Annotated in this window: 27 protein-coding genes and 2 pseudogenes; 13 read left to right on the top strand and 16 right to left on the bottom strand. The window is 67.6% G+C overall.

The annotated features are described in order from the left end of the window. Nucleotides 1–143 precede the first annotated feature (143 nt). Together OG417_RS33000 and OG417_RS32995 are read right to left on the bottom strand one after the other, a co-directional pair. Nucleotides 144–662, bottom strand: a complete 519-nt coding sequence (locus OG417_RS33000; protein WP_329236843.1) for a hypothetical protein — start codon at nucleotides 660–662, stop codon at nucleotides 144–146. Between the two features lie 284 nt (nucleotides 663–946). Beyond that, a complete protein-coding gene (locus OG417_RS32995; RefSeq protein ID WP_329236840.1) occupies nucleotides 947–1,183 on the bottom strand; it encodes a hypothetical protein in 237 nt (78 codons plus the stop codon). A gap of 222 nt (nucleotides 1,184–1,405) precedes the next feature. On the opposite strand from OG417_RS32995, the gene OG417_RS32990 reads away from it, so the two are divergent. After that, a complete protein-coding gene (locus OG417_RS32990) occupies nucleotides 1,406–1,732 on the top strand; it encodes a rhodanese-like domain-containing protein (RefSeq protein ID WP_329236837.1) in 327 nt (108 codons plus the stop codon). Between the two features lie 166 nt (nucleotides 1,733–1,898). Here the strand turns inward: OG417_RS32990 and OG417_RS32985 are convergent, their stop codons facing one another. Then, entirely contained in the window at nucleotides 1,899–2,480 is a 582-nt protein-coding gene (locus OG417_RS32985) for a hypothetical protein (RefSeq protein WP_329236835.1), read from the bottom strand. A 63-nt stretch (nucleotides 2,481–2,543) separates the two neighbouring features. Here OG417_RS32985 and OG417_RS32980 point away from each other — a divergent pair, with 63 nt between their 5' ends. The 4 genes from OG417_RS32980 (at nucleotide 2,544) to OG417_RS32965 (ending at nucleotide 4,999) form a co-directional block, all read left to right on the top strand. Beyond that, nucleotides 2,544–3,131: a HEAT repeat domain-containing protein gene (locus OG417_RS32980; protein WP_329236832.1), complete on the top strand. Its 588-nt coding sequence runs from the start codon at nucleotides 2,544–2,546 to the stop codon at nucleotides 3,129–3,131. 262 nt (nucleotides 3,132–3,393) lie between these two features. After that, the gene (locus OG417_RS32975) at nucleotides 3,394–3,816 is read left to right on the top strand and encodes a hypothetical protein (protein ID WP_329236829.1); all 423 of its coding nucleotides are present in this window, start codon (nucleotides 3,394–3,396) and stop codon (nucleotides 3,814–3,816) included. 357 nt (nucleotides 3,817–4,173) lie between these two features. Beyond that, nucleotides 4,174–4,506, top strand: a complete 333-nt coding sequence (locus tag OG417_RS32970) for a hypothetical protein (RefSeq protein ID WP_329263161.1) — start codon at nucleotides 4,174–4,176, stop codon at nucleotides 4,504–4,506. Further along, on the top strand, nucleotides 4,469–4,999 hold the full coding sequence (locus tag OG417_RS32965; protein ID WP_329236826.1) for a glycoside hydrolase family 47 protein: 531 nt from the start codon (nucleotides 4,469–4,471) through the stop codon (nucleotides 4,997–4,999). The genes OG417_RS32970 and OG417_RS32965 overlap by 38 nt, the downstream gene beginning before the upstream one ends. A gap of 45 nt (nucleotides 5,000–5,044) precedes the next feature. Here the strand turns inward: OG417_RS32965 and OG417_RS32960 are convergent, their stop codons facing one another. Next, nucleotides 5,045–5,530: a hypothetical protein gene (locus OG417_RS32960; protein ID WP_329236823.1), complete on the bottom strand. Its 486-nt coding sequence runs from the start codon at nucleotides 5,528–5,530 to the stop codon at nucleotides 5,045–5,047. Nucleotides 5,531–6,111: 581 nt separating this feature from the next. On the opposite strand from OG417_RS32960, the gene OG417_RS32955 reads away from it, so the two are divergent. Both OG417_RS32955 and OG417_RS32950 read left to right on the top strand, forming a co-directional pair. Next, nucleotides 6,112–6,243: a hypothetical protein gene (locus OG417_RS32955; RefSeq protein ID WP_329236820.1), complete on the top strand. Its 132-nt coding sequence runs from the start codon at nucleotides 6,112–6,114 to the stop codon at nucleotides 6,241–6,243. Nucleotides 6,244–6,300: 57 nt separating this feature from the next. Further along, a complete protein-coding gene (locus OG417_RS32950) occupies nucleotides 6,301–6,882 on the top strand; it encodes a hypothetical protein (protein WP_329236817.1) in 582 nt (193 codons plus the stop codon). Nucleotides 6,883–7,752: 870 nt separating this feature from the next. Here OG417_RS32950 and OG417_RS32945 read toward each other — a convergent pair. Together OG417_RS32945 and OG417_RS32940 are read right to left on the bottom strand one after the other, a co-directional pair. Then, complete coding sequence (locus OG417_RS32945; protein ID WP_329236813.1) at nucleotides 7,753–8,442, bottom strand: SDR family NAD(P)-dependent oxidoreductase; 690 nt, start codon at nucleotides 8,440–8,442, stop codon at nucleotides 7,753–7,755. Between the two features lie 80 nt (nucleotides 8,443–8,522). Beyond that, nucleotides 8,523–9,242: a DsbA family oxidoreductase gene (locus OG417_RS32940; protein WP_329236810.1), complete on the bottom strand. Its 720-nt coding sequence runs from the start codon at nucleotides 9,240–9,242 to the stop codon at nucleotides 8,523–8,525. 106 nt (nucleotides 9,243–9,348) lie between these two features. On the opposite strand from OG417_RS32940, the gene OG417_RS32935 reads away from it, so the two are divergent. Then, complete coding sequence (locus tag OG417_RS32935) at nucleotides 9,349–9,768, top strand: winged helix-turn-helix transcriptional regulator (RefSeq protein ID WP_329236807.1); 420 nt, start codon at nucleotides 9,349–9,351, stop codon at nucleotides 9,766–9,768. Nucleotides 9,769–10,239: 471 nt separating this feature from the next. Here the strand turns inward: OG417_RS32935 and OG417_RS32930 are convergent, their stop codons facing one another. Both OG417_RS32930 and OG417_RS32925 read right to left on the bottom strand, forming a co-directional pair. Continuing rightward, nucleotides 10,240–10,965: a dienelactone hydrolase family protein gene (locus tag OG417_RS32930; RefSeq protein WP_329236804.1), complete on the bottom strand. Its 726-nt coding sequence runs from the start codon at nucleotides 10,963–10,965 to the stop codon at nucleotides 10,240–10,242. Nucleotides 10,966–11,236: 271 nt separating this feature from the next. Continuing rightward, nucleotides 11,237–11,410 carry a hypothetical protein gene (locus OG417_RS32925; protein WP_329236800.1) on the bottom strand — a complete coding sequence of 58 codons (174 nt, stop codon included), beginning with the start codon at nucleotides 11,408–11,410 and terminating at the stop codon, nucleotides 11,237–11,239. On the opposite strand from OG417_RS32925, the gene OG417_RS32920 reads away from it, so the two are divergent. Both OG417_RS32920 and OG417_RS32915 read left to right on the top strand, forming a co-directional pair. Further along, a complete protein-coding gene (locus tag OG417_RS32920) occupies nucleotides 11,405–12,124 on the top strand; it encodes a recombinase family protein (protein ID WP_329236797.1) in 720 nt (239 codons plus the stop codon). The two genes, OG417_RS32925 and OG417_RS32920, sit on opposite strands and share 6 nt — an antisense overlap. Nucleotides 12,125–12,377: 253 nt before the next feature. Further along, nucleotides 12,378–12,701, top strand: coding sequence for a hypothetical protein (locus tag OG417_RS32915; RefSeq protein WP_329236794.1), 324 nt, complete (start codon nucleotides 12,378–12,380; stop codon nucleotides 12,699–12,701). A gap of 5 nt (nucleotides 12,702–12,706) precedes the next feature. Here OG417_RS32915 and OG417_RS32910 read toward each other — a convergent pair whose 3' ends face one another. After that, complete coding sequence (locus OG417_RS32910; RefSeq protein WP_329236792.1) at nucleotides 12,707–12,919, bottom strand: hypothetical protein; 213 nt, start codon at nucleotides 12,917–12,919, stop codon at nucleotides 12,707–12,709. A gap of 642 nt (nucleotides 12,920–13,561) precedes the next feature. Between OG417_RS32910 and OG417_RS32905 the strand changes: the two are divergent. Then, a pseudogene (locus tag OG417_RS32905) lies at nucleotides 13,562–13,742 on the top strand (helix-turn-helix domain-containing protein). Between the two features lie 111 nt (nucleotides 13,743–13,853). Here the strand turns inward: OG417_RS32905 and OG417_RS32900 are convergent. Both OG417_RS32900 and OG417_RS32895 read right to left on the bottom strand, forming a co-directional pair. Continuing rightward, nucleotides 13,854–15,668: a sigma-70 region 4 domain-containing protein gene (locus OG417_RS32900; protein ID WP_329236790.1), complete on the bottom strand. Its 1,815-nt coding sequence runs from the start codon at nucleotides 15,666–15,668 to the stop codon at nucleotides 13,854–13,856. Between the two features lie 369 nt (nucleotides 15,669–16,037). Next, nucleotides 16,038–17,179, bottom strand: a pseudogene (locus OG417_RS32895) (IS3 family transposase). Between the two features lie 230 nt (nucleotides 17,180–17,409). Between OG417_RS32895 and OG417_RS32885 the strand changes: the two are divergent. Both OG417_RS32885 and OG417_RS32880 read left to right on the top strand, forming a co-directional pair. Continuing rightward, complete coding sequence (locus OG417_RS32885; RefSeq protein WP_329236784.1) at nucleotides 17,410–18,036, top strand: SHOCT domain-containing protein; 627 nt, start codon at nucleotides 17,410–17,412, stop codon at nucleotides 18,034–18,036. A gap of 330 nt (nucleotides 18,037–18,366) precedes the next feature. Next, nucleotides 18,367–18,570 (top strand): hypothetical protein, encoded by a 204-nt coding sequence (locus tag OG417_RS32880; protein ID WP_329236782.1) that lies wholly within the window; start codon nucleotides 18,367–18,369, stop codon nucleotides 18,568–18,570. 308 nt (nucleotides 18,571–18,878) lie between these two features. Here OG417_RS32880 and OG417_RS32875 read toward each other — a convergent pair whose 3' ends face one another. The 5 genes from OG417_RS32875 to OG417_RS32855 all read right to left on the bottom strand — a co-directional run bounded on the left by OG417_RS32875 (nucleotide 18,879) and on the right by OG417_RS32855 (nucleotide 23,877). Beyond that, nucleotides 18,879–20,504: an AMP-binding protein gene (locus tag OG417_RS32875; protein WP_329236780.1), complete on the bottom strand. Its 1,626-nt coding sequence runs from the start codon at nucleotides 20,502–20,504 to the stop codon at nucleotides 18,879–18,881. A gap of 82 nt (nucleotides 20,505–20,586) precedes the next feature. Beyond that, nucleotides 20,587–21,318 carry an ABC transporter ATP-binding protein gene (locus OG417_RS32870; RefSeq protein ID WP_329236778.1) on the bottom strand — a complete coding sequence of 244 codons (732 nt, stop codon included), beginning with the start codon at nucleotides 21,316–21,318 and terminating at the stop codon, nucleotides 20,587–20,589. 19 nt (nucleotides 21,319–21,337) lie between these two features. Next, entirely contained in the window at nucleotides 21,338–22,102 is a 765-nt protein-coding gene (locus OG417_RS32865; RefSeq protein ID WP_329236776.1) for an ABC transporter ATP-binding protein, read from the bottom strand. Further along, a complete protein-coding gene (locus OG417_RS32860; RefSeq protein WP_329236774.1) occupies nucleotides 22,099–22,992 on the bottom strand; it encodes a branched-chain amino acid ABC transporter permease in 894 nt (297 codons plus the stop codon). Before OG417_RS32860 ends, OG417_RS32865 begins: the two co-directional genes overlap by 4 nt. After that, a complete protein-coding gene (locus OG417_RS32855; RefSeq protein ID WP_329236771.1) occupies nucleotides 22,993–23,877 on the bottom strand; it encodes a branched-chain amino acid ABC transporter permease in 885 nt (294 codons plus the stop codon). It abuts the gene before it with no gap. Nucleotides 23,878–23,885: the final 8 nt, after the last annotated feature.

Genomic DNA, 23,885 nt, shown 5'->3' with positions numbered 1-23,885 from the left:
TCCGCTACCAGGCCACCATCCATATCGCAGCGATCAACGAGTGGCCGTGATGCCGATGGGCATCGTGCATCAAGACATCGTGTGCGCTGTTCGGTTGAGCGTGGTCAACGATGGCAGCGCGACGCCGGGGCCGAAAGGCCCGGTCAGTGAAGACCATCCTGTTCGTACGTCGCACTCGTGAAGCTGCCGGTTTGAAGATCATCCGGGGAGACCATGACGCGCTCGAATCCGCAGTCGTGGTCGTCGTCGTCCAAGAGACGGCCTGGAAGCGTGAGCAGATGCGCGTAGTCCTCTTCTGGTCTCCCTACCCACTGGTCGATGAGCGGCCAGCCGAACGCGTGAGCGTTTCCGGGTCGGTACCCCAGTTTCTCCGAGCAGAATTCATTCCAAACCCCGCCGAACCTCACGTCCGGACCAAGCATCCGTTCGTCGTCATCGAAGTCCGGCAGAGCACGAAAGTCGAACGTTTTCAAAATCGGATCGTTGGACTCCTCCACCAGCGTCGGCAGGGTGATGATAGGAGCGGCGTTCAGTGGTCGCCGGTCGAGGATCTGCGCCGGCTGCGGAGCCGCGACCTCGATCGCGCGCGATGGAGGCGCGAGTACGATCTGGCAATCCCGGGGATGGTCGCGTTGGCCCCACCAGCGTTCGTAGGGCCTCATCAGCTCGGCTAATCGATCGTCCTCCCGGTACTGGAAGTCAGGCTGGGATTAGAACACATTGACCAGGCCGAGCCGGGTGGGCAGTTGGTCGCCCAGCCATGGCGCAAGCTCGTCGGTGTCCAGCACTGCGACCAGACTGAGCGGGAAACCTTCTCTGGTCTCCGGCCACGGGGTTCCTGGTGCCAACAGTGCGCCTGGGTCTCGGCCAAAGTGCCCTCGTAATTCATGATCCGATTACAGCGGAGAGGCGCCCTCCGCATGCTGCCGCTTTCCCCAATCCGGTACTAGGCACCCGGTGCGGCTATCTCTGACATCCGGATCAGGTCCAGGTGCTCAAGCAGATAGTCGAAGTAGGCGTTGACGAATGCGGCGAGCCGCTCGCCGGCCGAGGCCCCGGGGTCGAGGGGCGGCGGTCCGTGCGTGATCGCCTCCTGCGGTACCCGCTCCAGGGCGTCCAGCAGGACAGCGGCCAGGCCGGACTTGTCACCGAACCGGCGGAACAGGGTGCCCTTGCCCGACACCGGCGGCTGCGGCCACCTGATCCATGGGTACCGCCTCCACGCCTCGTTCGGAACAGCCGGGCGGCGGCCTTCAGCACCGCGGCCCGGGTACGTGCCGCGTCTGCTCGTTCCTTCGGGGGCGGTGTGCGCAGCAGTTCCCACGGCATTGCAGAAGCGGACTGTGGTCCGATACTGTCATGAGCTGTAACCGGACTATAGTCCGAATCTTCTGGAGGTAGTGGCATGACCGCACTCATCACCCGTGACGAACTCAGGGCGGCCATCGACGCCGGTGCCGTGACCGTCATCGACGCGCTCGGCGGTGAGTACTACGCACAGCAGCATCTGCCCGGCGCCCTCGCACTGACCCGCGACGATGTCGATGCCCAGGCGGCCACCCTGCTCCCCGACCTCGACGCCGCGATCGTGACCTACTGCTCCAACCCCGCGTGCCCTAACAGCGGGCAGGTCGCTGACCGGCTCACCACTCTCGGCTACACCAACGTCCGCAAGTACCGCGAGGGCATCCGGGACTGGATCGAAGCCGGACTCCCCATCGAATCCGCCTGATTTCCGTCCAGGGGAGGGGCGCGGCGAGAAGCATTCTCGCTCCCCAAGGAGAGACGCATCTTCCCGCAACGGCGGACAAGGGCTGAGGTCCTCATCGCCACAGCCGCCGCGTTCGATGATGAGCCGACTTCCGGCGGTGGCGAGGATGCCGGGCGGTTCTCCGGCGTCACGTTTTCACCGATGAAAGTGTCGCCTGCTGCTGATCGGTTCGCATCGCGCGGAGTTCGATGGGAGATGGACTGCAGGCCGGCACGGCCACCAGGATGTCCGGGGGTACACAATGCTCACCGTCTGAACTCGCGGAGGTGAAGGCGAAGCCACGTTCGCCGAGGCAGCGCAAGGCACGCAGCAGCATGTTGTAGGAGCGGGCGTCGATGTCGAGGGCTTGGCCGTCGGCGAGCGGAACCAGCGCAGCACCAGCACGGCCTGGCAGAAACAGGTCAGCGCCCTGCTCCCATGAGGGTGCCGCGCCGGCGGTGTTCGGCCCACAGCAGTCGTGCGACGAACTGTGCGAGTTCCCGGTCAGCGTGGCGCGATGGACGATCGCGTGGAGCCCTTCTGGTCGAAGAAGATCTTGTTGCGAGACCTCTTCTACGGGGCCCCACGCCCGGTTTCGGGGGCGAGGCTCTGTCGGCGTGTCTAGCCCGGCGTCACCATGTGGGGTATGGAATGCCTGTTTGTCCGGATCAATTTCGGCAGCGGCCGGACTGAACGAGATCGTCGCCGAGTCAGAGCAAGGAGCGCTCAAGAAGGATCGCGACCTCGTGAAAGAATACAGGTGGTCGTTATACGGACTATGGAATACTGAACTATGCCAAACAAAGAACGATTCTACGATGTTCGTCTGACGCTCAAGGCGGGACGCATGGCAGAACCCAGTGTGATCCGTGTCGCCGAACGCAACGATTGGTTCCTCAACCGTATGGGGAACCGAAAAGCAGAAATCTATCTCGACCAGTGGATCACCCCTGACGAGAAAACAGATATCCGCTACATAGAGGACCCGCTGACCGGGCTTCCTTTCGTCACCATCAGGGGGGAGGGAGTCGAAACCGCCGAACGTCTACTCAGGGAGTCGTGCGACCTGTGGGAATTCGAAGAGGCTCTGCAGGCCCTTGAAACTCCCGGCGATCGGGATGCCACGCTGACGGCGATCTATGCCACGGCCTACACCGCTCCGCCGGATCCGGTTGCCGACGTCGTCAACGCATTCAACTCCCTCCTATGTGATTCCGACCCGGCAATTCGTCAAGCGATCGTGGTGGCCACCGGATATGCTCCGTGGCCGCAATTGGTCGACATCGTCAGGCACCTCGCCGAAACGGACCCGGTTGATCACGTCCGGAACAATGCGCGGATCCTCCTGGAGGGGCTCGAAATCCACGGAGAAGCATACTAAGGCAGCCAGGGCATGGTGGATGCAGGTCAGGGTTGCTTTCGCTGCCCTCGATTATCCGCCGTCGATGGAGACGACGTCCTGTGCGGTCCAGTGAATCATGCGGTCCATTAGCCCGGGATCGCCGGTGCGGGCCTTGTGCGTTACTTCACCGCACACGATCGTTAGCCCTTCCGGGCCGCGAATCAAAAATCACAGTTCCGATTCACGCCAAGCCATCACCCAAGATCTTGAAATGCCGGTCGCGCGCTGGCATTCTATGATCATGAGCGTCGCCACCGATGAAGACCAGGTCCGCCGGCTGGTCGCCGAGATGTACGCCACGATTTCAGGTCCAGCAGGGCCCCGGGACTGGTCGCGAGACCGTGAGGTGCTCCATCCCGGCTGTCGACTCATGCGGACCGTACGTGACGACCAGGGGCGGCCGACCCTGAACGTCCTGACGCTCGATGAGTTCATTGAGGACGTCACGCCGCTGCTCGCCGCGACCGACCTCTATGAGATCGAGGTCGAAAGTGAGATCCGGTTGTTCGGCAATATCGGCCACGTGTGGAGCGCCTACGAGGGAAAGCACTCACTGGACGAGCCGGAACCGGCATTCCGCGGGGTCAACACGATCCAGGTCCACCGCGATACCAACGGCCGGTGGTGGATTTCCAGCATGCTATGGGATAACGAGCGCCCCTGAGTCGGCACCCAAGGGAGAGCGGCGCTTCTACCAGCCCGGCCTCGAACGCCATAACGCTCGCATCGGTTCGCAGCCCTCCGTAGAGGGTTCTGTTGGTCATCAGTATTTGTGGTCATGCTTGGCCCTCGATGTGAAGCCGTGGAATGAATTTGGTCAGGTGCGCGCTTGCCGTGCCGTACGACGCGCAGGTAAACGAGGAACTCCTCGAAGCGGTTGCTGAAGCCACCGGCAAGAATTCTTTCGGTACGGCAGCGGGGGGTCGGCATCGAGGTGCTGGCCACGCTGTACTCGTCCGAGTCCGGCGAGCGCTGAGGCCGGCGTGGCGATCCGGCAGGTGGTCGGTGACCGGCTAGGTGGGTGGGACGAGCACAGTATTCGCGCCCAAATCACACTCGGTCCGGCAGCGACGCACAGATTCTGGTCGGGCTCGCGATGGCGGTCGGTGGAGCGCCGATCTCGCAGGAAAGCCACGACCTGCTCCGGCGGGCCGCCGCGTCTCGCGACAAGAACGTGCGCGGCATGGCCGAGTACGCCTTGCGGGTTGCGGTCGATCTTCAGGATGTTCCGATGGTCCGGAAAGAACAGGAACGAGAAGTCGCCGAGGCCCTCCGGCCCGCCGCCCTTACCGAATCGGGCGACCTAACCCCTATCGATGGCCCACCGGCATCCCTCCACCGAACGGATCCCTGAGTCGTTGACGTATCGGACCGATCGCCACCGGGCCGACATGACGACCGGCGCGGCCCTCGGGCGCGAGACGTCGGAGCTGACGAGCTTCTACGCCGGCCTGCTGGGCCAGAGCGGCCACCTGCGCGAGGGCGAGGCGTACCACTCGGCGTGGGCGTCGGTGCTGTCGTCGTACACGCTGCTGCCGGAGGGGTACGACTACGGCACGGGCAAGGCGACCGATCCGGGCAACCAGCTCCGGCCGGAGTACGTCGACGCGGCGTTCAACCTGTGGCTGCTGACCGGCAAGGAGCTCTACCGCGAGCGGGCGCATGACTACTACCTGCGGCAGAAGCGAGCCTCGCGGGTGGCGAACGGCTGGACGATCGCCACGGACGTCACCGCCTCACCGGTCAAGCTCGGCGACCTGACACCCGGGTACTGGTGGGCGGAGCAGATGAAGTACTGGTACCTGATGTTCGCCACATGGTGCCTTTCCGCTTCCCTCAGACGGTGAGGGCTCCTGTTAGTGGTCGGTTTGCATTCCCCGCCATGGTGAACATCAGGCGAACGCCGTTGAGCGCTTCCTGCGGCGCCGGTACGCAACGGTGAGCGCGCCCAGCAGGGGTCCCCACAGCACCAGCGGCGCGTAGCAGACGATCACCAGCCAGCTCTGCCAGTCACCCGGCTCGTAGAGCGGGTTTCCCGGGTGCATCGGGCGGCCTCGGAGGTCGCGCTGGATCACGGCCTCGACGGCCAACGTTGTCCACAGCACCGTCAGGATCGCGGCGCCCGCGGTCGCCGGGATGACGGCGAACAGTGTCGGTACTCTCCGGCCGCGCAGACCGGGGATCCAGCGCGGGAACACCTCACCCCAACGGGCGACCAGCCCGAACGCCGTGATGGCCAGCAACTCGGACGCGATCGAAAGGAGGATCACATAGACGAGCATCGGCATCCACACGGGCACGGACCCGCGGCCGTCTTCGGCTGTACCGATCACCGTGGCGTGGATCTCCATGCCGATCCGCCAGATACTGGCGGGCAACACGGTGCAGGGGACAGCAGTGGCGGCCGTACGGGCCCAGCGGGGGACACCGGGGACGGGGGCGTGCACGGCTTCCCACACGGCCCGGACCCGCCCATACCAGGACGCTGATGGAGTGGCGGAAACCACGAGAGACCTTCCGATCGATCTGTTTCGCTGTGCGACGTGTTCCAAGGTCGCAGCCGGGCGGTCACGGATCACCCCCCGCCAGAGGGAGGCCACTCGCTCCGGCGGGGGATCGCCGGGCTCGGGCGTCGTGGCACGGCCCGCTCTATCGGACCCCGGTGCCCGCCGCACGGGCTTCCCCAAGATCGGCGACCTGCACGATCGCCCCGCCGTGCCCCGCGGGCATACGATCGAGGAACCGGCCCGCCACACCGCCTCCACGCCGATGTCAGCGCCGGAGGATCGAACCCCCAACGCCCGCTCTACCGCTCGTCTCCATCGACGCACCCCCAGGCCAGAAGCCCAGGGCCGATACTCGACCACGCGACGAGCACTCACCCACGGTCACATCCCCAACTGGCCGCCCACGGGGAATCTCACCTGACCGCTGTCAGGCTCCAGCCGACCAAGTTCAGGTGTCCTTTGGACGCCGGTCCGAGCAGGTGAAGTACTGGTACCCGATTTTCGCCGACTGCCCACGCTTCGATTACGAGGACAACCACCTGTCGACGGAGGGCGCGGTGCTACGCGGGGTCATCCGGCGCTGAGGTCTTGTGCACCAGACCAGGGGAGACCGTCAGTCGTGATCGCTATAGTACACGCGCATGACCGACATCTTCAACGTGTTTATCGAAGCGTGTGACGGCACCACTCTCACTGGCCTTCTGCAGTACCGCAGTCCCGACGGCTACGGATTCTCCGAGGCCCCCGAATTCGGGTTGCAGCTCATTATGGATGCTTGGGATCGGCGCAGCCAGTCCGGCGCCGGTTCTGTCTCCGCCGCGACGGAAGCCGAGTTCAAGGAGCTCTTCGAGCTCTATCTCGGCCGGGAGGTGAACGTCGATGAGGAGGGCTATCTGCTGGAGGACGGCTCCACAAATCTACGCGTACCGCGCGTCAAGGCGGAGGAGTTCTACAAGGGCCGGCTTCACCCCTACGGCGGGATGGGCATCTCGAATGGAATTCACTTCGTTCAGCTCGCTCCCCAGCCCGCCGAGTTCGCACAGCGCACCACAGAGATCATCGTCTCATTCGAGATCAGCGAAGACGATCCGGCTGAGGATGACGAAGACAAGGGGCCGTCCGCACGCTTCACCACTGAAGTGAGCGACCCGCGCTACCTCGAGCACCTCGCCAAGGGAACGTCCTTCACAACGGCCTTCACCGGCCACCTCCCCTTCGCATAGGTTCAGCCGAACCGGAGTTCGAAGCCGCCTCAGCTCGTGCGTGGGCGGGCTGGGGCGGCTTTCTTGGCATGCGCACGCTCATCGTCCCGACATCGCCTGACGCCGGAACTGGCCGAGGTAGGCGGCCATGTCGGCTATCACGTCCTCGCCCCGTGGCGGCGAGGCCGGCATGTGACACGGCTCATTGAAGAGTTTCGTCAGGTGCACACCCAGGCGTCGAGCGATTCGTATGCCGGCGCGGCGTTCCGGGAATTGGGTATGTCCCTCCGGCCGTAGCAAGTTCTGGAGGCCGACAACGTCGTCATCATCAGCGGTAGCAAATGCGGACGCTCGCCGAAGGGCTGCTTTCCTACAAAGCCTTCACGCCCGAATCTTCGCTCTCGATCATCCATGAGCCCTCCGTGCGTCAGCGGGTCGGATCTTCGGCACTCGGATACCGGAATTCGGCTCTGACATGTGCGTGAAAGGCGCGCGAGCCTGTAGCTCGCGCGGGCGGGCCGCCGGCCGAGTACGCGGCCAGACGGCGACGAGCGACGGTAGCGTCCTCGCCGCCGACCGGATCCCGTCGGTACGAGCGGAGCCGAGCTACGGCCGGCCGTGCGCTGGGGATGGCGCGCTGCCGACTCCCTGATCCCCCCGGCGGTGCGATACCGCGCGACGTCGTCCGGCATCCCGCCCTATCCGATCCGGATGGGATGCGCTCGATGTCGTCTTGGAACCTGTCGAATTCGTTGAGTATGCCGTCGATCTGCTGGTGCCCAAATCCATCAATACCCCTAATCCCTGTACGGACCGCGGCGATTCGGCGTGACTCCAAGGCTGGGATGTCGGGGCGGGCGCTGGAGCACAGGTTCGGGCTGAGTCGGCCGGTCAGGCGTTGAAGACGGCCTCGGAGCGGTCGCGGTTTTCGTGCAGGTTCCAGTACAGGGGGGCGATCTGCTCGGGTGTGGCCGTCGGGCTGCCTTCCGGGGCGTCCACGACGCCCTCGCCGATCCAGACGTTGATCGCCACGTGGGCGGCGTACACGCCGGTGCCGGTCAGTTCCTTGTTCAGGTTGATCGCCCAGTTGCGCAGGGCCGCTTGGGCCGCGTTGGCGTTCCCGAGCATCGGCACCGGGTCCACGGAACCGCCGCCGGTGGTGAACAGCAGGGTCCCGGCGCCCGCCTCGCGCATCGCGGGCAGTACCGCCTGGGCCGCGGTGACGGCGCCGTAGAAGCCGTACTCGATCATCGGTTGCAGATTGTCGACCGTGACCTGCGAGGGAGTGGCCATGGTGAGGCCGGGCACCGGGGAGTGCGGGGCCGGCGAATACTCCAGCACGTCGATGCCGCCGAAGCGAGCCTTGACCTCATCCAGGGCGTCGGTCAGTGAGGCGCGGTCGAGGATGTCGGCGGGGAACGCGGCGGCCGTGATGCCTTCCTGGCCGAGTTGGTCGACCAGCGTTTCCAGCTTCTCCTTGGTACGGGCGATCAGGGCGACGTCGAAGCCGCGGCTGCCGAAGGTGCGGGCGATGGCCAGGCCCATGCCGGGGCCGGCGCCGATGATGGCGAGAGTGGGCACAGTGAGATCTCTTCCGTGTCGTGACCGCCAGGACATGCGGAGACCCGATGCCCGGCCGGTGTGTGGATCAGGGGTGTAGGTCAGGCGTGGGCGGTGTGGGCGGCGGGAACCGCGCAGCCGTCCGGGCCGCAGATCGCGGCGTCGTTGCCGGCAACGACAACGGTCGGGTGGGTCTCGTCCCAGACCTGGCGCAGGATGCCGAGCAGGGTGTCGGTGTCCTGCGCTCCCGCGAGGGCGTACCGGCCGTCGATGACGGTGAAGGGGGCACCGGTTGCCCCGAGCCGCTGCGCCTGGTGTGCGTCTTGCTGTACCTGACGGTGGTAGCGCCGGTCGGCGAGTACCTGGCGAGTCTGTTCGCGGTCCAGACGGAGCTTGTCGGAGAACTCGAGCAGGTCGTCGAGCGTGAAGATCGACTCGGCTTTGCCGAAGTAGGCGCGGAAGAGCATGTTCCAGGCTTCGCCGTTCTTGCCTTCGGCGGAGGCGTGAGCCAGGAACTCATGAGCCAGGTCGGTGTTCCCGACTCGGTTGTCCAGGACCCGGTAGGGGGCCAGGCCCTCGGCGGCGGCCATGCCTTCGATATCCGGTACGCCGGCCTGCCCGGGGATGGCGCCGTACTTGGCCAGCACGAATTCGCGGACGCTGAGCGTGCGGTCCTCGGGGAGGCCACTGCCCAGAGGGAACGAGCGGTGGACCACCTCGAGGTGGCCGCTGTGCTCGAATCGCTCCACGGCCCGATCCAGCCGATGGCCGCCCAGACCGCACCAGGGGCAGGCGATCTCGGACCAGATCTCTACCTTCATGGCCTGACCTCCAATTCCTACTGTTTGTTCGTAACGTCATTATGGGCCAGTATGGAAGGCGGTACAAAAGGCACATCGGTGTGCGCGACGGAGAGGAAGGGGCGCTATGCAGGACAGCGCGGGTATCGGGATGGCGGCTTCGGTCGGGCCGTGCGCGAGCATCCCCGCCGATCACATGGACTTCATCCGCCAGGTGCTCGACCGGGTGGGCGACAAGTGGAGCATGTTGATCATCGCCGTCCTGGAGGGCGGCCCGATGCGCTACACCGACTTGCAGCGCCAGATTCCGGGCATCTCCCAGCGCATGCTGACCCACACCCTTCGCCAGCTCACCGAGGACGGGTTGATCAGCCGTACCGCCTACGCCGAGGTGCCACCGCGCGTCGAGTACGCGCTCGCCCCGCTCGGCGGCGGCCTGAACGACATCGTCAAGCAGCTGATCGGTTGGGCGGCCGACCACCACGACGAGATCCGCGCCAACCGTTCCCGCGCCGGCACCACCGCCGCCTCCGGGTCCCGGTCCTGAATCGCGGGCCCGCCAACGCCGCCGCCTCCAGCGGCCGGACCACCGCGGTGACCATCGCCGTGCGCTTCGGCTCCGGGGTGCGGGCCAGGTTCGGGGCCTTCAAGCCCGGCACCCGCGTCTCACCCGGCGCACTCGCCCGCTGGCAAGCCCGCCGCGATCCCACCGCCGACGCTGACCGCTACTTTGCGGCTCGCCGTAGCTTCAGGACTCCCGGGCCGCGTCGCAACGTTCCCACAGCGAACGAGTCCGCCGAGTACCGCATCCGGACACCGTTTTGATCAACGCCGGCAGCCCCCGCCCACTCGCAGGCAGACCTGGAGTTCGATGACGAGGACCGCGCGCTGATCGACCGCCGCCGCGGCGAGCACAGGCTGCTGGGGATCGGCGAGTTCACCGACATTCTCGACCTTGGTACACCAGTACAGCCGTCATCGGTGAAAACGATCATGGCCGGCCAGCACACTGATCAACTCACTCCGTTACGGGCAGGCACTCGGCGAGCAGGTCGACGATGTCGCGCCAGGCCCGCTGCGCGTGCCGTGGGTGGTGGCCGACGCCGGGGACCACGGCATGGTCGACCGGCGGGTGGTGGAAGGCGTGCAGGGCGCCGCCGTAGACCACGAGGCGCCAGTCGACGCCTGCGGCCTGCATCTCGGCGGTGAACGCGTCTCGTTGCGCGGGCGGCATGATCGGGTCTTCGGACCCGACCCCGGCCCACACCGGGCAGCGAATGCGCGCCGCCTCGCCCGGTCGGCCCGTGGTCACTGCGTTGACTGTCCCGATCGCACGTAGGTCGACGCCGTCGCGCCCGAGTTCCAGCGCGATTGCGCCCCCGGTGCCGTAACCGATGGCAGCGATCCGGTCGGGGTCGGCCCGCGGCTCGGCACGCAACACGTCGAGCGCCGCATGACCGATGCCCCGCATCCGGTCGGAGTCGGCGAGCAGCGGCATGCAACGGGCCAGCATCTCCTCGGGGTCGCCCAAATAGCGCCCGCCGTGGATATCGAAGGCCAGCGCCACGTATCCCAGCTCAGCCAGGGCATCGGCCCGGCGGCGCTCGACGTCGCTGAGCCCCAGCCCCTCGGGCCCGATCAGGACGGCGGGTCGGCGCTCGACACCGGCGGGGAGCGCGAGGTGCCCGATCATCGTTAGGCCGTCGGCCGGGTACTCGACCGTACGTGTTGTAACCGTCGTCATGAGACGGACTGTAGTGACCCGTCGAGCCCGGTCGGGCCGGTGTTCACCGCTGGCAGACGGTGCTCTGTCCGGCTGCACCACCAGGGCACGCGTCACATGTCGGCAAAGGATCGTTTGACGACAGGTGTCGCACACACCCAACAAATCCGGATAATCCAGGACCCTAGAGCGGCGCCGATCCAATCAGACCCGATGGCGATCGATGACAGGGTTTGGCGACAGATAGCGTCCCGTTCCTCCACCCGGATGGGGCTCCGATGGGGAACCTGATCTACAAGCGGGTCTCGACCGACCAGCAGTCGACCGCCCGGCAGAACCTCGTCCTGGACGAAGCCTGGATCCAGGACCCCGTCACCTTCGAGGAGGAGGCCGGCACCTCCACCCGCTCCAGAGACCGAAGTTCGGCGAACTGCTGGCGTACGCGCAGCCCGGCGACATCGTGCATATCTCCGAAATGTTCCGCCTCGTGCGCGGCACCCAACACATCCTCGACGTGCTCGACGTCCTGCACACTGGCCGTCTCGCCCTGCGCATCCACGACGGCGCGTTCTCCGCGATGGACCTCACCGCCCGCCACCCGCGCACCGGAGAACTGCTGTCCACGGTGAAGTTCATGGTGCAGACACTCGCGGCCGCCGGCGAACTCCAGCGCGAACTGACCTACGACGGGCTACGGGCCGCCGAGGCCAAGGGCAGCAAGGGAGGCCGCCGCCCGGTCATCAAGACCGACAAGACCGATGCCGTCCGTACCGCCTACCTGAGCGGCCGATCCATCACCGCCCCGGCCCGCGAGCACGGCGTCAGCCGCGGCGCCGTCCGCACGGCGATCGCCGACCTCATGCCCGAACACACCCCCGCCGACGATGAGGACGCCCCGGCCCCGCAGCTGCCGGTCACCCTCGACATGCCGGGCAAAATTGCCGACTTCCTCTGTTCCGCCGAGCTGGAGCCCAACGAGCGGTCCGCGCTCGACCACGGCGTGACCGTACGGCGCGGCAAGGGCTACACCTTGCGCGTCAGCGCCGCGACCGCAGTTCACCGCCAGCTCCTCAAACGCTGCCAGCCCCTCGACGGCACCCAGGGCACCCCGGCACAACGCAAGGCCCGCCGCGAATACGAGAACCGTATCAACGTCCTTCCGGCTATGGCAGGACCATGATCGTTCTCAGCGTCAACTGTACCGATGTTCCGCACGGCCGACATCCGGGAGAACCGCTAGGCCGACTAACGAAACCGCAGGTCAGCCATATCCGCCCGATTTTTCCCGAGTACTACGGGGACCCCGACTGCGCTGGACGGCCGGTTCGCCCGGTGTCCGGTCAGCCCCTGGCGGCCGCCACGGCAGGGGTCGGCCTACCGAACAATCGCAGCGACGGGGACCGGTCCCGATCCGCGTTCGCTAAGTTGCGTTGATGTTCGACTCTCTGAAATGGCGTCAACGTCGAGAACGACGCCTGCAGAACCTACTGAACGAATGCAACGCCAAGGTCGACACCGAGCGAAAAGCCGCGCGCACGCCGCTGGAGCGGCTCGATCCCCTGATTCGTGAACTGGTCGAGATGGGCGACGGCCCCGGTTACGGCAACGACCGTGCTCGAAAAATCGGCGAACTGCTGAACGACCGCGGCGGTATGGGGTACATGCAGGCCGTCTATTACGAGGTGTTCAACTGGCATCCCATCACTGCACGTGAACTGCAGCGGGTCTGGGACGGGATCGGGGACTGGCAGGCCTGATCGACCTACCTCACCGCTACCTTGCGGCTCACCAGAGCTTCGGGAGTTCCGGTCACACTGGTTTCGTCGAACGGCTCGTCCCCTGCGCGTTCGCTCCCCGGCCCGCCGCTTTGGCCCGGGCGATCGTGATGGCGGCGGAAGGTCTCCAGGAAGGACAACGTCGTGCTCACCACCTCGAGCACGGCGACCAAGATCTGTGTCGACGCTCCGAGGTTCATCGCCGTTCGCTCATTATCTAACAGGCCGACACGGCGGCCTTGAGTTGGTCATGTCGTGGTGAGCACACCGTCCTTGTTGATCTCGTTGTCCACTCGCGGCAGCAGCGCCAAGTGGGCTGAGTTCCGCAACGGCACCGACGTGATCCCGCGGCATGCGCTCGAGCTGCTTTTGCACAAGGTGGTGCCCGAACCACGGTTGTCGGAGCAGTTGCCGGCCGAAGGCCGTGAGCTGGTGGAACGAGCTGAGCAGGCCGCGGCGGGAAAGCCCCCATCAATGGCTGGCCACCGGTGTTCACGAATGCGGGCTGGTCATCCTCAAGCGCCAGCCCGTGCCTGTCGGCCAGGTCTGCCAGCAGCCACAGATACTCGCCATACAGGCGCTCGAGTCCGTCGGAAACGAACACCCCGCCGCCACCACATGTGCTCGCGATCCGCGTCGGCCGTTCCCTGCAGATCCCCGAACAAGCGGTCGATGACTACCCCGGCGATCTCGGCCGTCCTCTCTCGAGCGAACACCAGCATGCTGCAGGCGCTCGACATGTACTTCCCGCGGCGGAGGAGCAACAGCTAAGGGTTCCGATCGCGCTGAAGAAGGCCACCGAGGACGCTCAGACACCCGAGACGCGCCGCGTCGAACGGTCACTGAAGGAGGTCCGATTCCTTAGCGTGGCCGAGGCCGCGGCCGTCATGCGAGTGTCGAAGAACCGTCTACCGACTCGTGCACTCAGACGAACTGTCTGCTATCCGAGTCGGCCGCTCGTTTCGGATACCGCGTCAGGCGATCGATGACTATCTCGCAGCATCCGAACCCGGCAGCGCTTGAACCGGAACGGCCGGGCCCGGGAACCGCAGGCATGACGGCCTCCGTGCGGGGTGCGCGGATCGGACAGGCCGGTACCGCAGACCGCTTCGGCGATACGACGTCTCGTAAGCTTCACGGCAGTGTCCCTGGTTCGCCGGTTTTGGTTTCGGCGTCGACGCTCGTGCCCCAGTCTGGGTTTTTGCTGCCGTGGGATTTCGGGCCGCGGAGGATCAGTGTGCGTCCCTTCGCCTTCTGCTCGTGCTTGCCCCAGGCCCGTATCCGGGCGATTTTCGGCGTGCCGCCCGCGATCAGGTACCAGCGGCCGGACGGAGCGTGCCAGGAGGCCGTCGCATACGCGGTGTCTCCGGCGACGCCGGCGGTGAATCCGCTGTCGGCCTCGCTTTCGACGATCTTCGTTATGCCAGGAGCGTTGGGCGGTTGGTCGACGAACAGTGTTTGGGTTTCCTCGGTCACGATCGGCAGGTCCTTCGGCGGGTCGGGCTGCCCCCCGCCGTAGAAGACGGCGAGGCTGACGAACGCGGCCTGATGGTGGCCCTCGGGCAGTGCGCCATGCCAGATGGCCTCGAGGTCCACACCGGTGACGGATCGTTGGTTGCGCTCGGAGAAGGAATCGTCGTCGCAGATCACATCACGGACCAGGCGGGTGTCGATGGGCGCCGCGTTGAATTCTTTGGCGCCCGGCGAGGTCCACGAGATTCGCGTCGTCTTCAGTGGGTTCTCCAGCCCGGTGAAGACATCGCTGTCGACGGGGCCGGAGGGCGGCTTCCAGGAGATGCGGAACAGCGTCCGCCGGCAGCCGGAGGAGTTCCGGCGGTCCGGCATGGTGATCACACCGTATCGCGGCGTCGCGGCCTGCCATGTCGGTCGCGTGTCCGCGAGCGTTGCGACCTCCGCGCGGACCGTGTCGGGGGGTAGCAGGTAGGCCTGTCTTGTTCCCCCGGCGACCGGCGGGCTGACGGCCAGCGGGCCGGGGTGTGCTCGCGGAAGGGTGGTTTCGACGGTCAGGGATTTGCCGTCGCTCGTGCCCTCGGAATACAAGGCCAAGAGTGCGCCATCGAAGAGCAGCACGCTCCGGCCCGGCCCAACGGTCCCGGCGAACAACACGACGAGAGTGCCCGGTACAGGCCGGGGATACGGCACTTCGCGGAGGCCGCGCAGCTTCACCGATCCGTACCGTTCTCCGTCCTCGGCCGGCATGGCGGGGACGCCCTCCCACGCATCACGCGCCCGGCCGAGCAACGCGCGGTCATGCACACGGTCGCCCTGGGCCGGCCATTCGGAGAGGGAGGCGATATACGTGCCGGCTCGGGCGTTCACCTGCAACGGAGCCTTCGTTCCTGGCCATCCCAGCACCACGCCGACCAGGACCACGGCCAACGCGCCCGCGACCAGCGCGGCCAGCCGGATCCGGGCAGGGCGCGGGGACCATTGCGGGGAAACGGCGACCGTCTCCAGGTCCAGGCCGAGGATCGCCGCGCGCTGCTCTTCAGGGTTGAGTTCCGCATCGGTATCGACGGACTTGAGCGCCCGGTGGACCGCACTGTCGACATCCGATACGTGCAGGCGCCGCAGTTCCGCCGCCGACTCCTCAGCGCTCAGGCCCTCCACTCGCTGCAGGACGTACGCGACACGTTCCTCACGGCCCAGCCGCCGGATCGCGCCGGCCAATCCGGGATCGAGCGCGGCGCCGGCCGGCCGCATCCCTAGCCGGGCACGTGAACGGTACGAGGTGCCCCACGGCGTGCGGATACAGCGCTTCAGCACGCGCCGCCGCACACCGCTACTCTCCCGCCAGGGAACGCACCGCCGTACGATCTTCACCGCCTGCTCGATCCGGTGCGCCGGTTCCAGGTCCCACAAGATCACGTACGCCAACCGTGCCAGGCGATCGTAATTCGTCCCCGAGGGCGTCTTTGAGTCGTCCATCTCGGAATTCCCCACAGAAGTCATTCTGCCGCGCTGACATCGGCCAGCCTCAACAAAGAGGTACAGGTGAAGTCGATGAGAGGTGACACCCGCATCCAGGCCGGCCGGACGGTAGCCGCCTTCTCTTGATGCACGGCGTGAGCACCACCAGTGGCCCGAACCCGGCGAAGAAGGGCCGGCTCGGATGGCGCTTACCCGGTCCGCAGGGTAAGAGCGTCCGGGGTCAGCACCGGGAGAGGCCATGACGAGTCGATCCGCAGCTCTTTCGTCCAGCGTTCGGCGATCGCGTGCAGCCAGTTCCTGATGTTGCCCCGGTCTTGTGGACACCTGTGGTCTTCCCCGGGTTCGGTGGAGCCGCGTTGTTGGATCTCATGCCACGGTGTGGGTGTTTTCGAACTGTATCGGTGTGAGCATGCCGATGCTGCTGTGTCGTCGTTGGCGGTTATGCCAGATCTCCAGGTACTCGAAGATGGCGTTGGCGAGTTCGACGCGGGTGCGCCAGCGGTGCCGGTCGAGCAGTTCGACCTGCATCCGTGACCAGAAGGACTCCATCATCGCGTTGTCGTAGCAGTCTCCGACGCTGCCCATAGAGGGCACCAGGCCCGAGTCTTTGGCGCGCTGGGTGAAGGCCCAAGAGGCGAATTGCGTGCCCTGGTCGGAGTGGATGATCGCGCCGATGGGTGGTGTCCGGGTATCGATGGTCATGCCGAGCGCGTTGGTCACCAGCGCTGCGGTGGGTGAGGAGTCGATGGACCAGCCGACCACTCGACGGGAGTAGGCGTCCAGGGCAACGGCGCAGTACACCTTGCCTTCCCGGGTGGGATGTTCAGTGATGTCGGTGACCCACAACTGGTTCGGGCCGGTGCGGCTGAACTGGCGGTCGACCAGGTCTTTGGCGATCTGGTCCGGTTTGGCGCGGCGCCATTTCGGCCGGCCCATGGCACCGCGCAGCCCGGCACGGCGCATCAACAGCTCCACCGCGCCGTGCCCGACGAGGATGCCGCGGGCGAGCCTGAGCTCCGCGTGCACCCGCCGCGCACCGTAGATCCCTCGGGAGGCCTGGTGGACGTCGGTGATGAGGTCGGTCAGCCAGGCGTGACGGATCGCGCGCGCCGACGGCGGTCGTGACAGCCAGGCGTAGTAGCCCGACACCGACACATCCAGCACACGGCAGGCCACCTCCACCGGGATGCCCTCGCCGGCCATTACTTTGACCGCCTGGAACCTCCTTTTGGGGGCACCACCTCTCGCACCAGCTCGACCGCGCGCCGGCTTGTCGCCAGTTCGGTCTCCAACTCGGCGATCCGGCGTTTGGCCGCTGCGAGCTCGCTCTTCTCGCCGCTGGTCAGCCCCGGTTCCAGGCTACGGTCGATGCGGTCCTGCCGCCGCCAGGTATAGATCGACTGATCACTGATCCCCAGATCCCGGGCCACATCAGCGACTTTCCGGCCTGCGTCGATCAGGTCCAGCACCTTACGCCGGAACTCCGGCGGGTAGCCGCGTCTTCCCATGCCACTCCTTCAAGATCGAGTAGCACAAGAATCCAGCAAACAGCCTCCACTACAGCCGGGACACACCAGGTTCACAGTCTGCCCGAGTCGCGGAAAGCTTACTGGCCCCCGACCTCTCGCCCCATGCCAGCGCCAGCCCAAAGCCTCTCCGCCGACCGCGTGCCTCAGCTGCCCGCAGTTTATACGCACAACATTTGCGTGCGGCCGAAGTCTTGCTCTACGGTTCGCGAATGGCGATTCTGCAGGCGCTGACGAACCAGGGACGCGTAGTGGGCGGCCACTTGGCGAGCGGCAGCGTTCTCTCAGGCCACGGCGGACTCACCATCCAGCACCCACGCAACCCATTCAAGCGGCACAAGCTCAACGCCGAGACCGTGCTCGAGTGGGAGGAACTCTCGACCAGGGAAGGCGTCGTCGGCGTCATGGGCCAGGCTGCCTCGAAGGCTGCTCTGCCTGGGATGATCGGTAAGGCTGTCGGTGCCGGCCTCGGGGCTGCCGTGAAATCCGGGCACACCGTCCGCGTGAACTGGGCCGACGGCAATCAGTCCATCATTGAGTTGCCGGAGAAGCTGTTCATGATCTTCTCCGTATTGCTCGAGGGCCAGCAGGTCGCAACTGATGCCTCCGCGCAGGCCGAGTCTTCGGAGCCCCTCCCGGCGCAGCCTGGCGTGACCGAGAAGATCTTGGACCTCGCTTCTTCGGTGATCCAGCGAGGCAAGCATGGGGCACCGGCCGAGGTCGCAGCTCAGCCGGATGTTGTCGAGCAGATCGCGAAGCTCGCGTCGCTCCACGACGCTGGAATCCTCACGGACGAGGAATTCGCGGAGAAGAAGGCTGAGCTGCTCAAGCGTTTCTGACACTTGAGGCCGCCAGTCGGCCACGGTGTGCAGGCAGGTCGCGGTGTAGGGGGCGATGACGGCGGACAACGCATCGGCCTCGTCGGTCGGCTGCTGTCGGCCGTGCCCGGCCGGCAGCAGCCGGACAGGGCAGGCGAGTTTGGCCGGCACGTCGACCACAGTGATGCCGTCGGCGGCCAGGTGGGTGGTGAGCGGCCAGCCCAGACCGAGAGCGCCCTCGATCGCCCAGGCCGCCTGGGTCCAGCGTGTGGCGAACCGGCGGAGCCGGCGATAGCCGGCATTGCCGACCGGGACGCGGATCGCCAGTGCCCGACCTGATACCACAGGTGGTTGAGTGAACACCGCGCCTCCGGCATCGGCGCACGGACGCGCCTGCGCGCCGCCGTCATCCTGACGTTGGCCCTCGTCATCGGCATCGCCGCTGGCCTGCTCGCCTATGCAGGCCACCACAATCTTGCCCACGCCATCCTCTGCGGTGGCGGCGCCATGGCCACCGCACTGGTCGTGCTCAACATACAGATCGCACGCCGATGATCACTCAGACGCCACCATCCCGGCAGGCCAATCGCCCCACGGTTGCTCGGTGGTTGCTCGGATGCCACGAAACAGGCCGTCACGCGACGGCACAACCCGGCACCCGAACCGTTGGAGTCACGGACGAACCGGCATAGCCTGAAAGCAAGAGCACCGATCTAACAAGCGTGCAGCGGACTCTTAATCCGCAAGCTCGGAGTGTGAGTTCCTGACCGCCCCGGGTGACGTCTCCTTTGAGTTGTTCCCACGCGATCACCTGGCGTACGCGCTGGTGTCAGGGGGCTGTCTTTGGTCGGTCGATCAGGCAGTCACGGTTCCACCGGGGCGTCGCGGAGTTCGCGGCGGAGGATCTTGCCGGTGACGCTCTTCGGCAGGTCGTCCTCGATCAGCACTTGGGCTGGGGCCTTGTACACGGCCAGCCGGGCGCGGCAGAAGTCCCGGAGTTCGGTCTCGGTCGCGGTGGTGCCGGGGCGGAGGCTGACGAAGGCACGCACCGTCTCGCCCCGGTACGGGTCGGGCACGCCGACGACGGCCGCCTCGCGTACGGCCGGGTGTTCGTACAGGACGTCCTCCACCTCGCGCGGCCAGATCTTGTAGCCGGCCGCGACGATCATGTCCTTCTTCCGGTCGACGAGGTAGACCCAGCCCGCGGTGTCCATGAAGCCGACGTCCCCGCTGAGCAGCGTGCCCTCCGGGAACGCGGCGCGGGTCTGCTCCGGTTTGTTCCAGTAGCCCGCGGCGACCTGCGGGCCGCGGATGGCCAGTTCGCCGACCTCTCCAGGGGGCAGCGGCCGGCCGTCGTCGCCGCGGATCTCCACGTGGACGCTGGGCAGGGGCACGCCGATCGCCAGGGCTCCGGACGACTCGTCGACCGGCGCGCGGGTGCCGAGCGGCACGGCGACCGCGGCCGAGGTCGTCTCGGTCAGGCCGTAGGCGTTGTGGATGTAGACGCCGAACTCGTCGGCGAACCGGCGGACGGTGGCGGCCGGCACCGGTGCGCCGCCGCTGAGCACCTTCGTCAGCGAGCTCAGGTCATGGTCGCGGGTCGCGGGCTCGGCCAGCAGAGCGATGAACGCGGTGATCGACCCGATGGTGAACGTCGGCCGGTAGCGCTCGACCAGCGCCGCCGCCGTACGGGCGTCGAACCGGTAGGTCAGCACCAGCGGCAGGCCGCCGCCGAGACCGAGGGCCAGGTGCATGGCCAGCCCGGTGATGTGGAACAGCGGTGCGACGGTGAGGATCGAGTCGCCGTCGCCCAGGCCGATCCAGGTCCGGCAGGCGCCGACCTGGTAGGCGAGGTTGCGGTGCAGGTTGATCGCGCCCTTGGCCGGGCCGGTGGTGCCGGAGGTGTAGCTGAGCAGCGCCGCGTCGTCCGGTCCCGGGGTCGCCGGGGCCCGCGGCGCGCCGCCCTCCTTGAAGATCGCCAGAACGTCGTCGTCCGCGTCGTCCGGCCAGGGGCCGGTGGGATCGGCGGCGAGGGCGCCGTCGCGGGAGTAGAGGACGTGCTCGGGCGTGCTCCCGGCGGGCAGCGCGGCGACCACTCCGCGGGCGGTGGGGTGCGCGACCAGGACCCGGGCGCCGGAGTCGGTGAGCAGGTGGGCGAGCTCCCGTTCCTTGTACATCGGGTTGACCGGGACGACCGTGCCGCCGAGCTTCCAGACCGCGAGCACGGCCAGCACGCAGACCGGGGTGTTCTGCAGCGCGATCGCGACCCGGTCGCCCGCGCCGACGCCGCGCCGTTCGAGCCCTGCCGCGAAGGCGTCGCTCAGCCGGTCGACCTCGGCGCGGTCGAGGGTGGTGCCGAAGTAGTGGAGCTGCGGCGCGTCCGGCCGCTCGGCGACGCGGCGGCGGAACAGCTCCACGACGCTGTCCGCCTCGAGCTCGATCTCACCGGGCACACCCGGCGCGTACAGCGCCTGCCAGTAGGGAGTCATGAGTCCTCCTCCGTCGGAGGGAGTGACCACCGAGGCGCGTCTTTTGACTTCCTCGCTTCGCTCGGTCACCGGCCCTCCTCCTTCACGCCTGCGGGGCCGCCGGCCGCGGCTCGTCCTCGATGCCCAGGTGGCGGGCGATGGTCGCGGGATCCTTCTCCAGCTCCTCCGGGGTGCCCTCGGCGACGATCTCGCCCCGCTGGATGAGGCACGCGTGGTCGGCCAGCGGGAACGCGAGGGCGGCGTTCTGCTCGACCAGCAGCATGGTCATGCCGGTGGCGCGGATCGCGGAGATCGCCGCGAAGACGGTGTCGACCAGCGCGGGGGACAGGCCCATCGACGGCTCGTCGAGCAGCAGCAGGGACGGCGCCGTCATCAGCGCGCGGCCGATCGCCAGCATCTGCTGCTCGCCGCCCGACATCAGCCCGGCGGTCTGGTGACGGCGTTCGGCCAGCCGGGGGAACAGGTCGTACACCTCGTCGACCAGGGCCGTACGGCGCCGGCCACGGGCGTACGCGGAGAGGCCGAGGTTCTCCTCGACGGTCAGGCAGCCGACGACCATCCGGCCCTCCGGCACCAGGGCCAGCCCGAGCCGGGCGACCCGGTGGGCGGGCATCCCGGTGATGTCGGTGCCGTCGAAGACGACGTGCCCGCCGCTCGGGCGCAGCAGCCCGCCGATCGCGCGCATCGTGCTCGACTTGCCCGCGCCGTTGGCGCCCAGGAGGGCGGCGACCCGCCCCTTGCCGAGGGAGATGTCGAGACGTGACACGGCGCGGATGGAACCATAGGTCACCTCGAGCGACTCGACGGTCAACATGGTCTCGTCCCCTTCTCTATCACTTGCCGAAGTACGCCTTGCGCACCTCGGGGCGGCGCAGGCAGACATCCGGCTCGTCGCAGGCGATGACCTCGCCGGAGGCCAGCACGGCGACCCGGTCGCAGATCGCCTGGATGAGGCGCATGTTGTGCTCGACCACGACGATCGTCGTGCCGCTCTCGCGCAGGCCGGTGACCAGCTCGCCGATCCCGGTCCAGTCGGCCGCGTTCATGCCGGCGGTCGGTTCGTCCAGGAGCAGCAGCCGGGGCCGCGACACCAGTGCCCGGGCGATCTCCAGCCGCCGCTGGTCGCCGTACGACAGGGTCTCGGCCAGCCGGTCGGCGGCGTCGCGCAGGCCGACCGCCTCCAGGGTCTCCAGCGCCTGTTCTCGCAGCTCGCGCACTTCCGCGCGGGCCCGTGGCGTGCCGGCCGAGCCGCGGAAGCCACCGACCCGGCGGCGCCGGTACGCCCCGGCGAGCACCTGCTCGACGACGGTGAGGCCGCGCAGCAGCCGGATGTTTTGGAACGTACGGGCGACGCCCAGCCGGGCCAGGGCCTGCGCCGGCAGCCGGTGGCACGCGTCGCCGTACAGCCGGATCGAGCCGCCGTCGGAGGGCAGCAGACCGCTGATGATGTTGAGCAGCGTGGTCTTGCCGGCCCCGTTGGGCCCGGCGATCCCGAACACGGTGTCGCGGGGGACGGTGAGGTCGACCGAGCGCAGCACGCTCAGCCCGCCGAACCGCTTGGCCAGACCGTCGACGACCAGCGCGTCCGCATCGCTCATGACCGCACCTCCGCGGGTTCGCGCGCCGCCTCGGCCGCCGGCGCGGTACGGCGTCCGTCCCGCAGCCGCCGCCAGCGCAGCGGGTCGACGAGGCCGCCGGGCATCCAGATCATGATGATCAGCAGGAGTGCCCCGTCGATGATGGCCTGCCCCTGGCCGATGAACTGGTTCACGTACACCGGCAGCCCGGTGAAGACGACCGCGCCGATGACCGACCCGAACCAGTGGTACGCGCCGCCGAGCACGACGCAGGCGATGACCGTCACGGCCAGGTCGATGTAGAAGCTGTCCGGGTCGATGTAGCGCAGCAGCCCCGCCTGCAGCACGCCCCCGACCCCGCCGAGCACGCCGCTGATCACGAAGGCGGCCGCCTGCACGCGGCGTACCGGGATGCCCATCGTCGCGGCGACCGTGGGGTCCTCCCGGGTCGCCACCGCCGCCGTGCCGAACCTCGACCGGGCGAGCCGGGCCAGGATCAGGCAGGCCACCGCCAGCACCACGATGAGCTGCCACAGGTGGACCTCGACCGGCACCACCTCGCCCTGCGAACCCCCGGTCAGGCCGCCGAGGTTCACCACGACGACCCGGGTGACCAGGATGAGCGCGACCGTGGCCAGCGCCAGCCAGTGGCCGGCCAGCCGGATCAGCAGCAGCCCGGCGACCGCGGCGACCACTCCGCCGCCGAGCCCGCCGACGAGCAGCGCGGCCCACAGCCCCAGGCCCGCGGAGGTCATCAGGTGGGTCGCGGTGAACGCGCCGACCGCGGCGAAGCTCACCGTGGCGAAGCTGAGCAGCCCGGCCCACAGCGTCATGTACGTGCTCAGCGCGAGGACCGCGCCCGCGAGCGCGAACTCGGCGGCGCTGATCAGGAGCGTCAGTTGCTGTCCCACCTAGGCCCTCCCCAGCTCGACCGTCTTGAGCAGGCCGCGCGGCCGTACGACCAGGACGACCAGCAGGAGGCCGAAGGTGATCGCGTCCTGGAAGGAGTTGGAGATGTACTGGGCCGACAGCACCTGGACGACGCCGATCGCGAATCCGCCGAACGCCGCGCCGCGCACGTCGCCCATGCCGCCGATGACGACCGCCGCGAAGCCCTGGAGCAGCAGGCCGTCGCCGAGGCTGAAGGTGAAGGTCTGCCCGTCGGCGTAGAACACTCCGGCCAGTCCCGTCGCGGCGCCGGCCAGGGCCGCCGCGGTCAGGATCGCCACGCGCGGGTTCACCCCGCCGAGCATGGCCGCGCCGCGGTCGTGGCCCACGGCGCGGATCGCCGCGCCCAGCCGGGTGTGCCGGAGGATCACGTGGATGACGGCGGTCACGACGATCGCGCAGACGATCGCGATGATCTGGGTGGCCAGCACCCGCAGACCGGCGAACCGGATCAGCCCGCCCGGCACCGTGCCCGGCGGGAAGCCGAGCGGGGCGGCGCCGGTGGCGAGGCTGGCCGCCTCGCGCAGTGAGATCCACAGCGCCACGCTCGTGATGATCGTGCCGAGGAGCTGCTCGCCGCCGCGGGACCGCAGCGGCTGGAAGGCCACCTGGTCGACCGCCACCGCCGCCACCGCGCCGATCGCGGTGCCGACGAGGCAGGCGACCGGGAACGGCAGGCCGGCGTGCGCGACCGCCCAGTAGGCGAAGATCGCTCCCCAGGTGGCGTACATGCCCTGGGCCAGGTTCAGGATCCGCATCGTGGAGAAGACCACGCCGAACCCGACCGCGAACAGGGCGTACACCGCGCCGAGGGCGAGGCCGTTGATGAGCTGCTGGACGAGCAACATGGTCAGGT

The organism is Actinoallomurus sp. NBC_01490 (genome assembly GCF_036227085.1).
Lineage (GTDB): Bacteria > Actinomycetota > Actinomycetes > Streptosporangiales > Streptosporangiaceae > Actinoallomurus > Actinoallomurus oryzae.
This window is presented reverse-complemented; position numbering and strand designations above follow the sequence as displayed.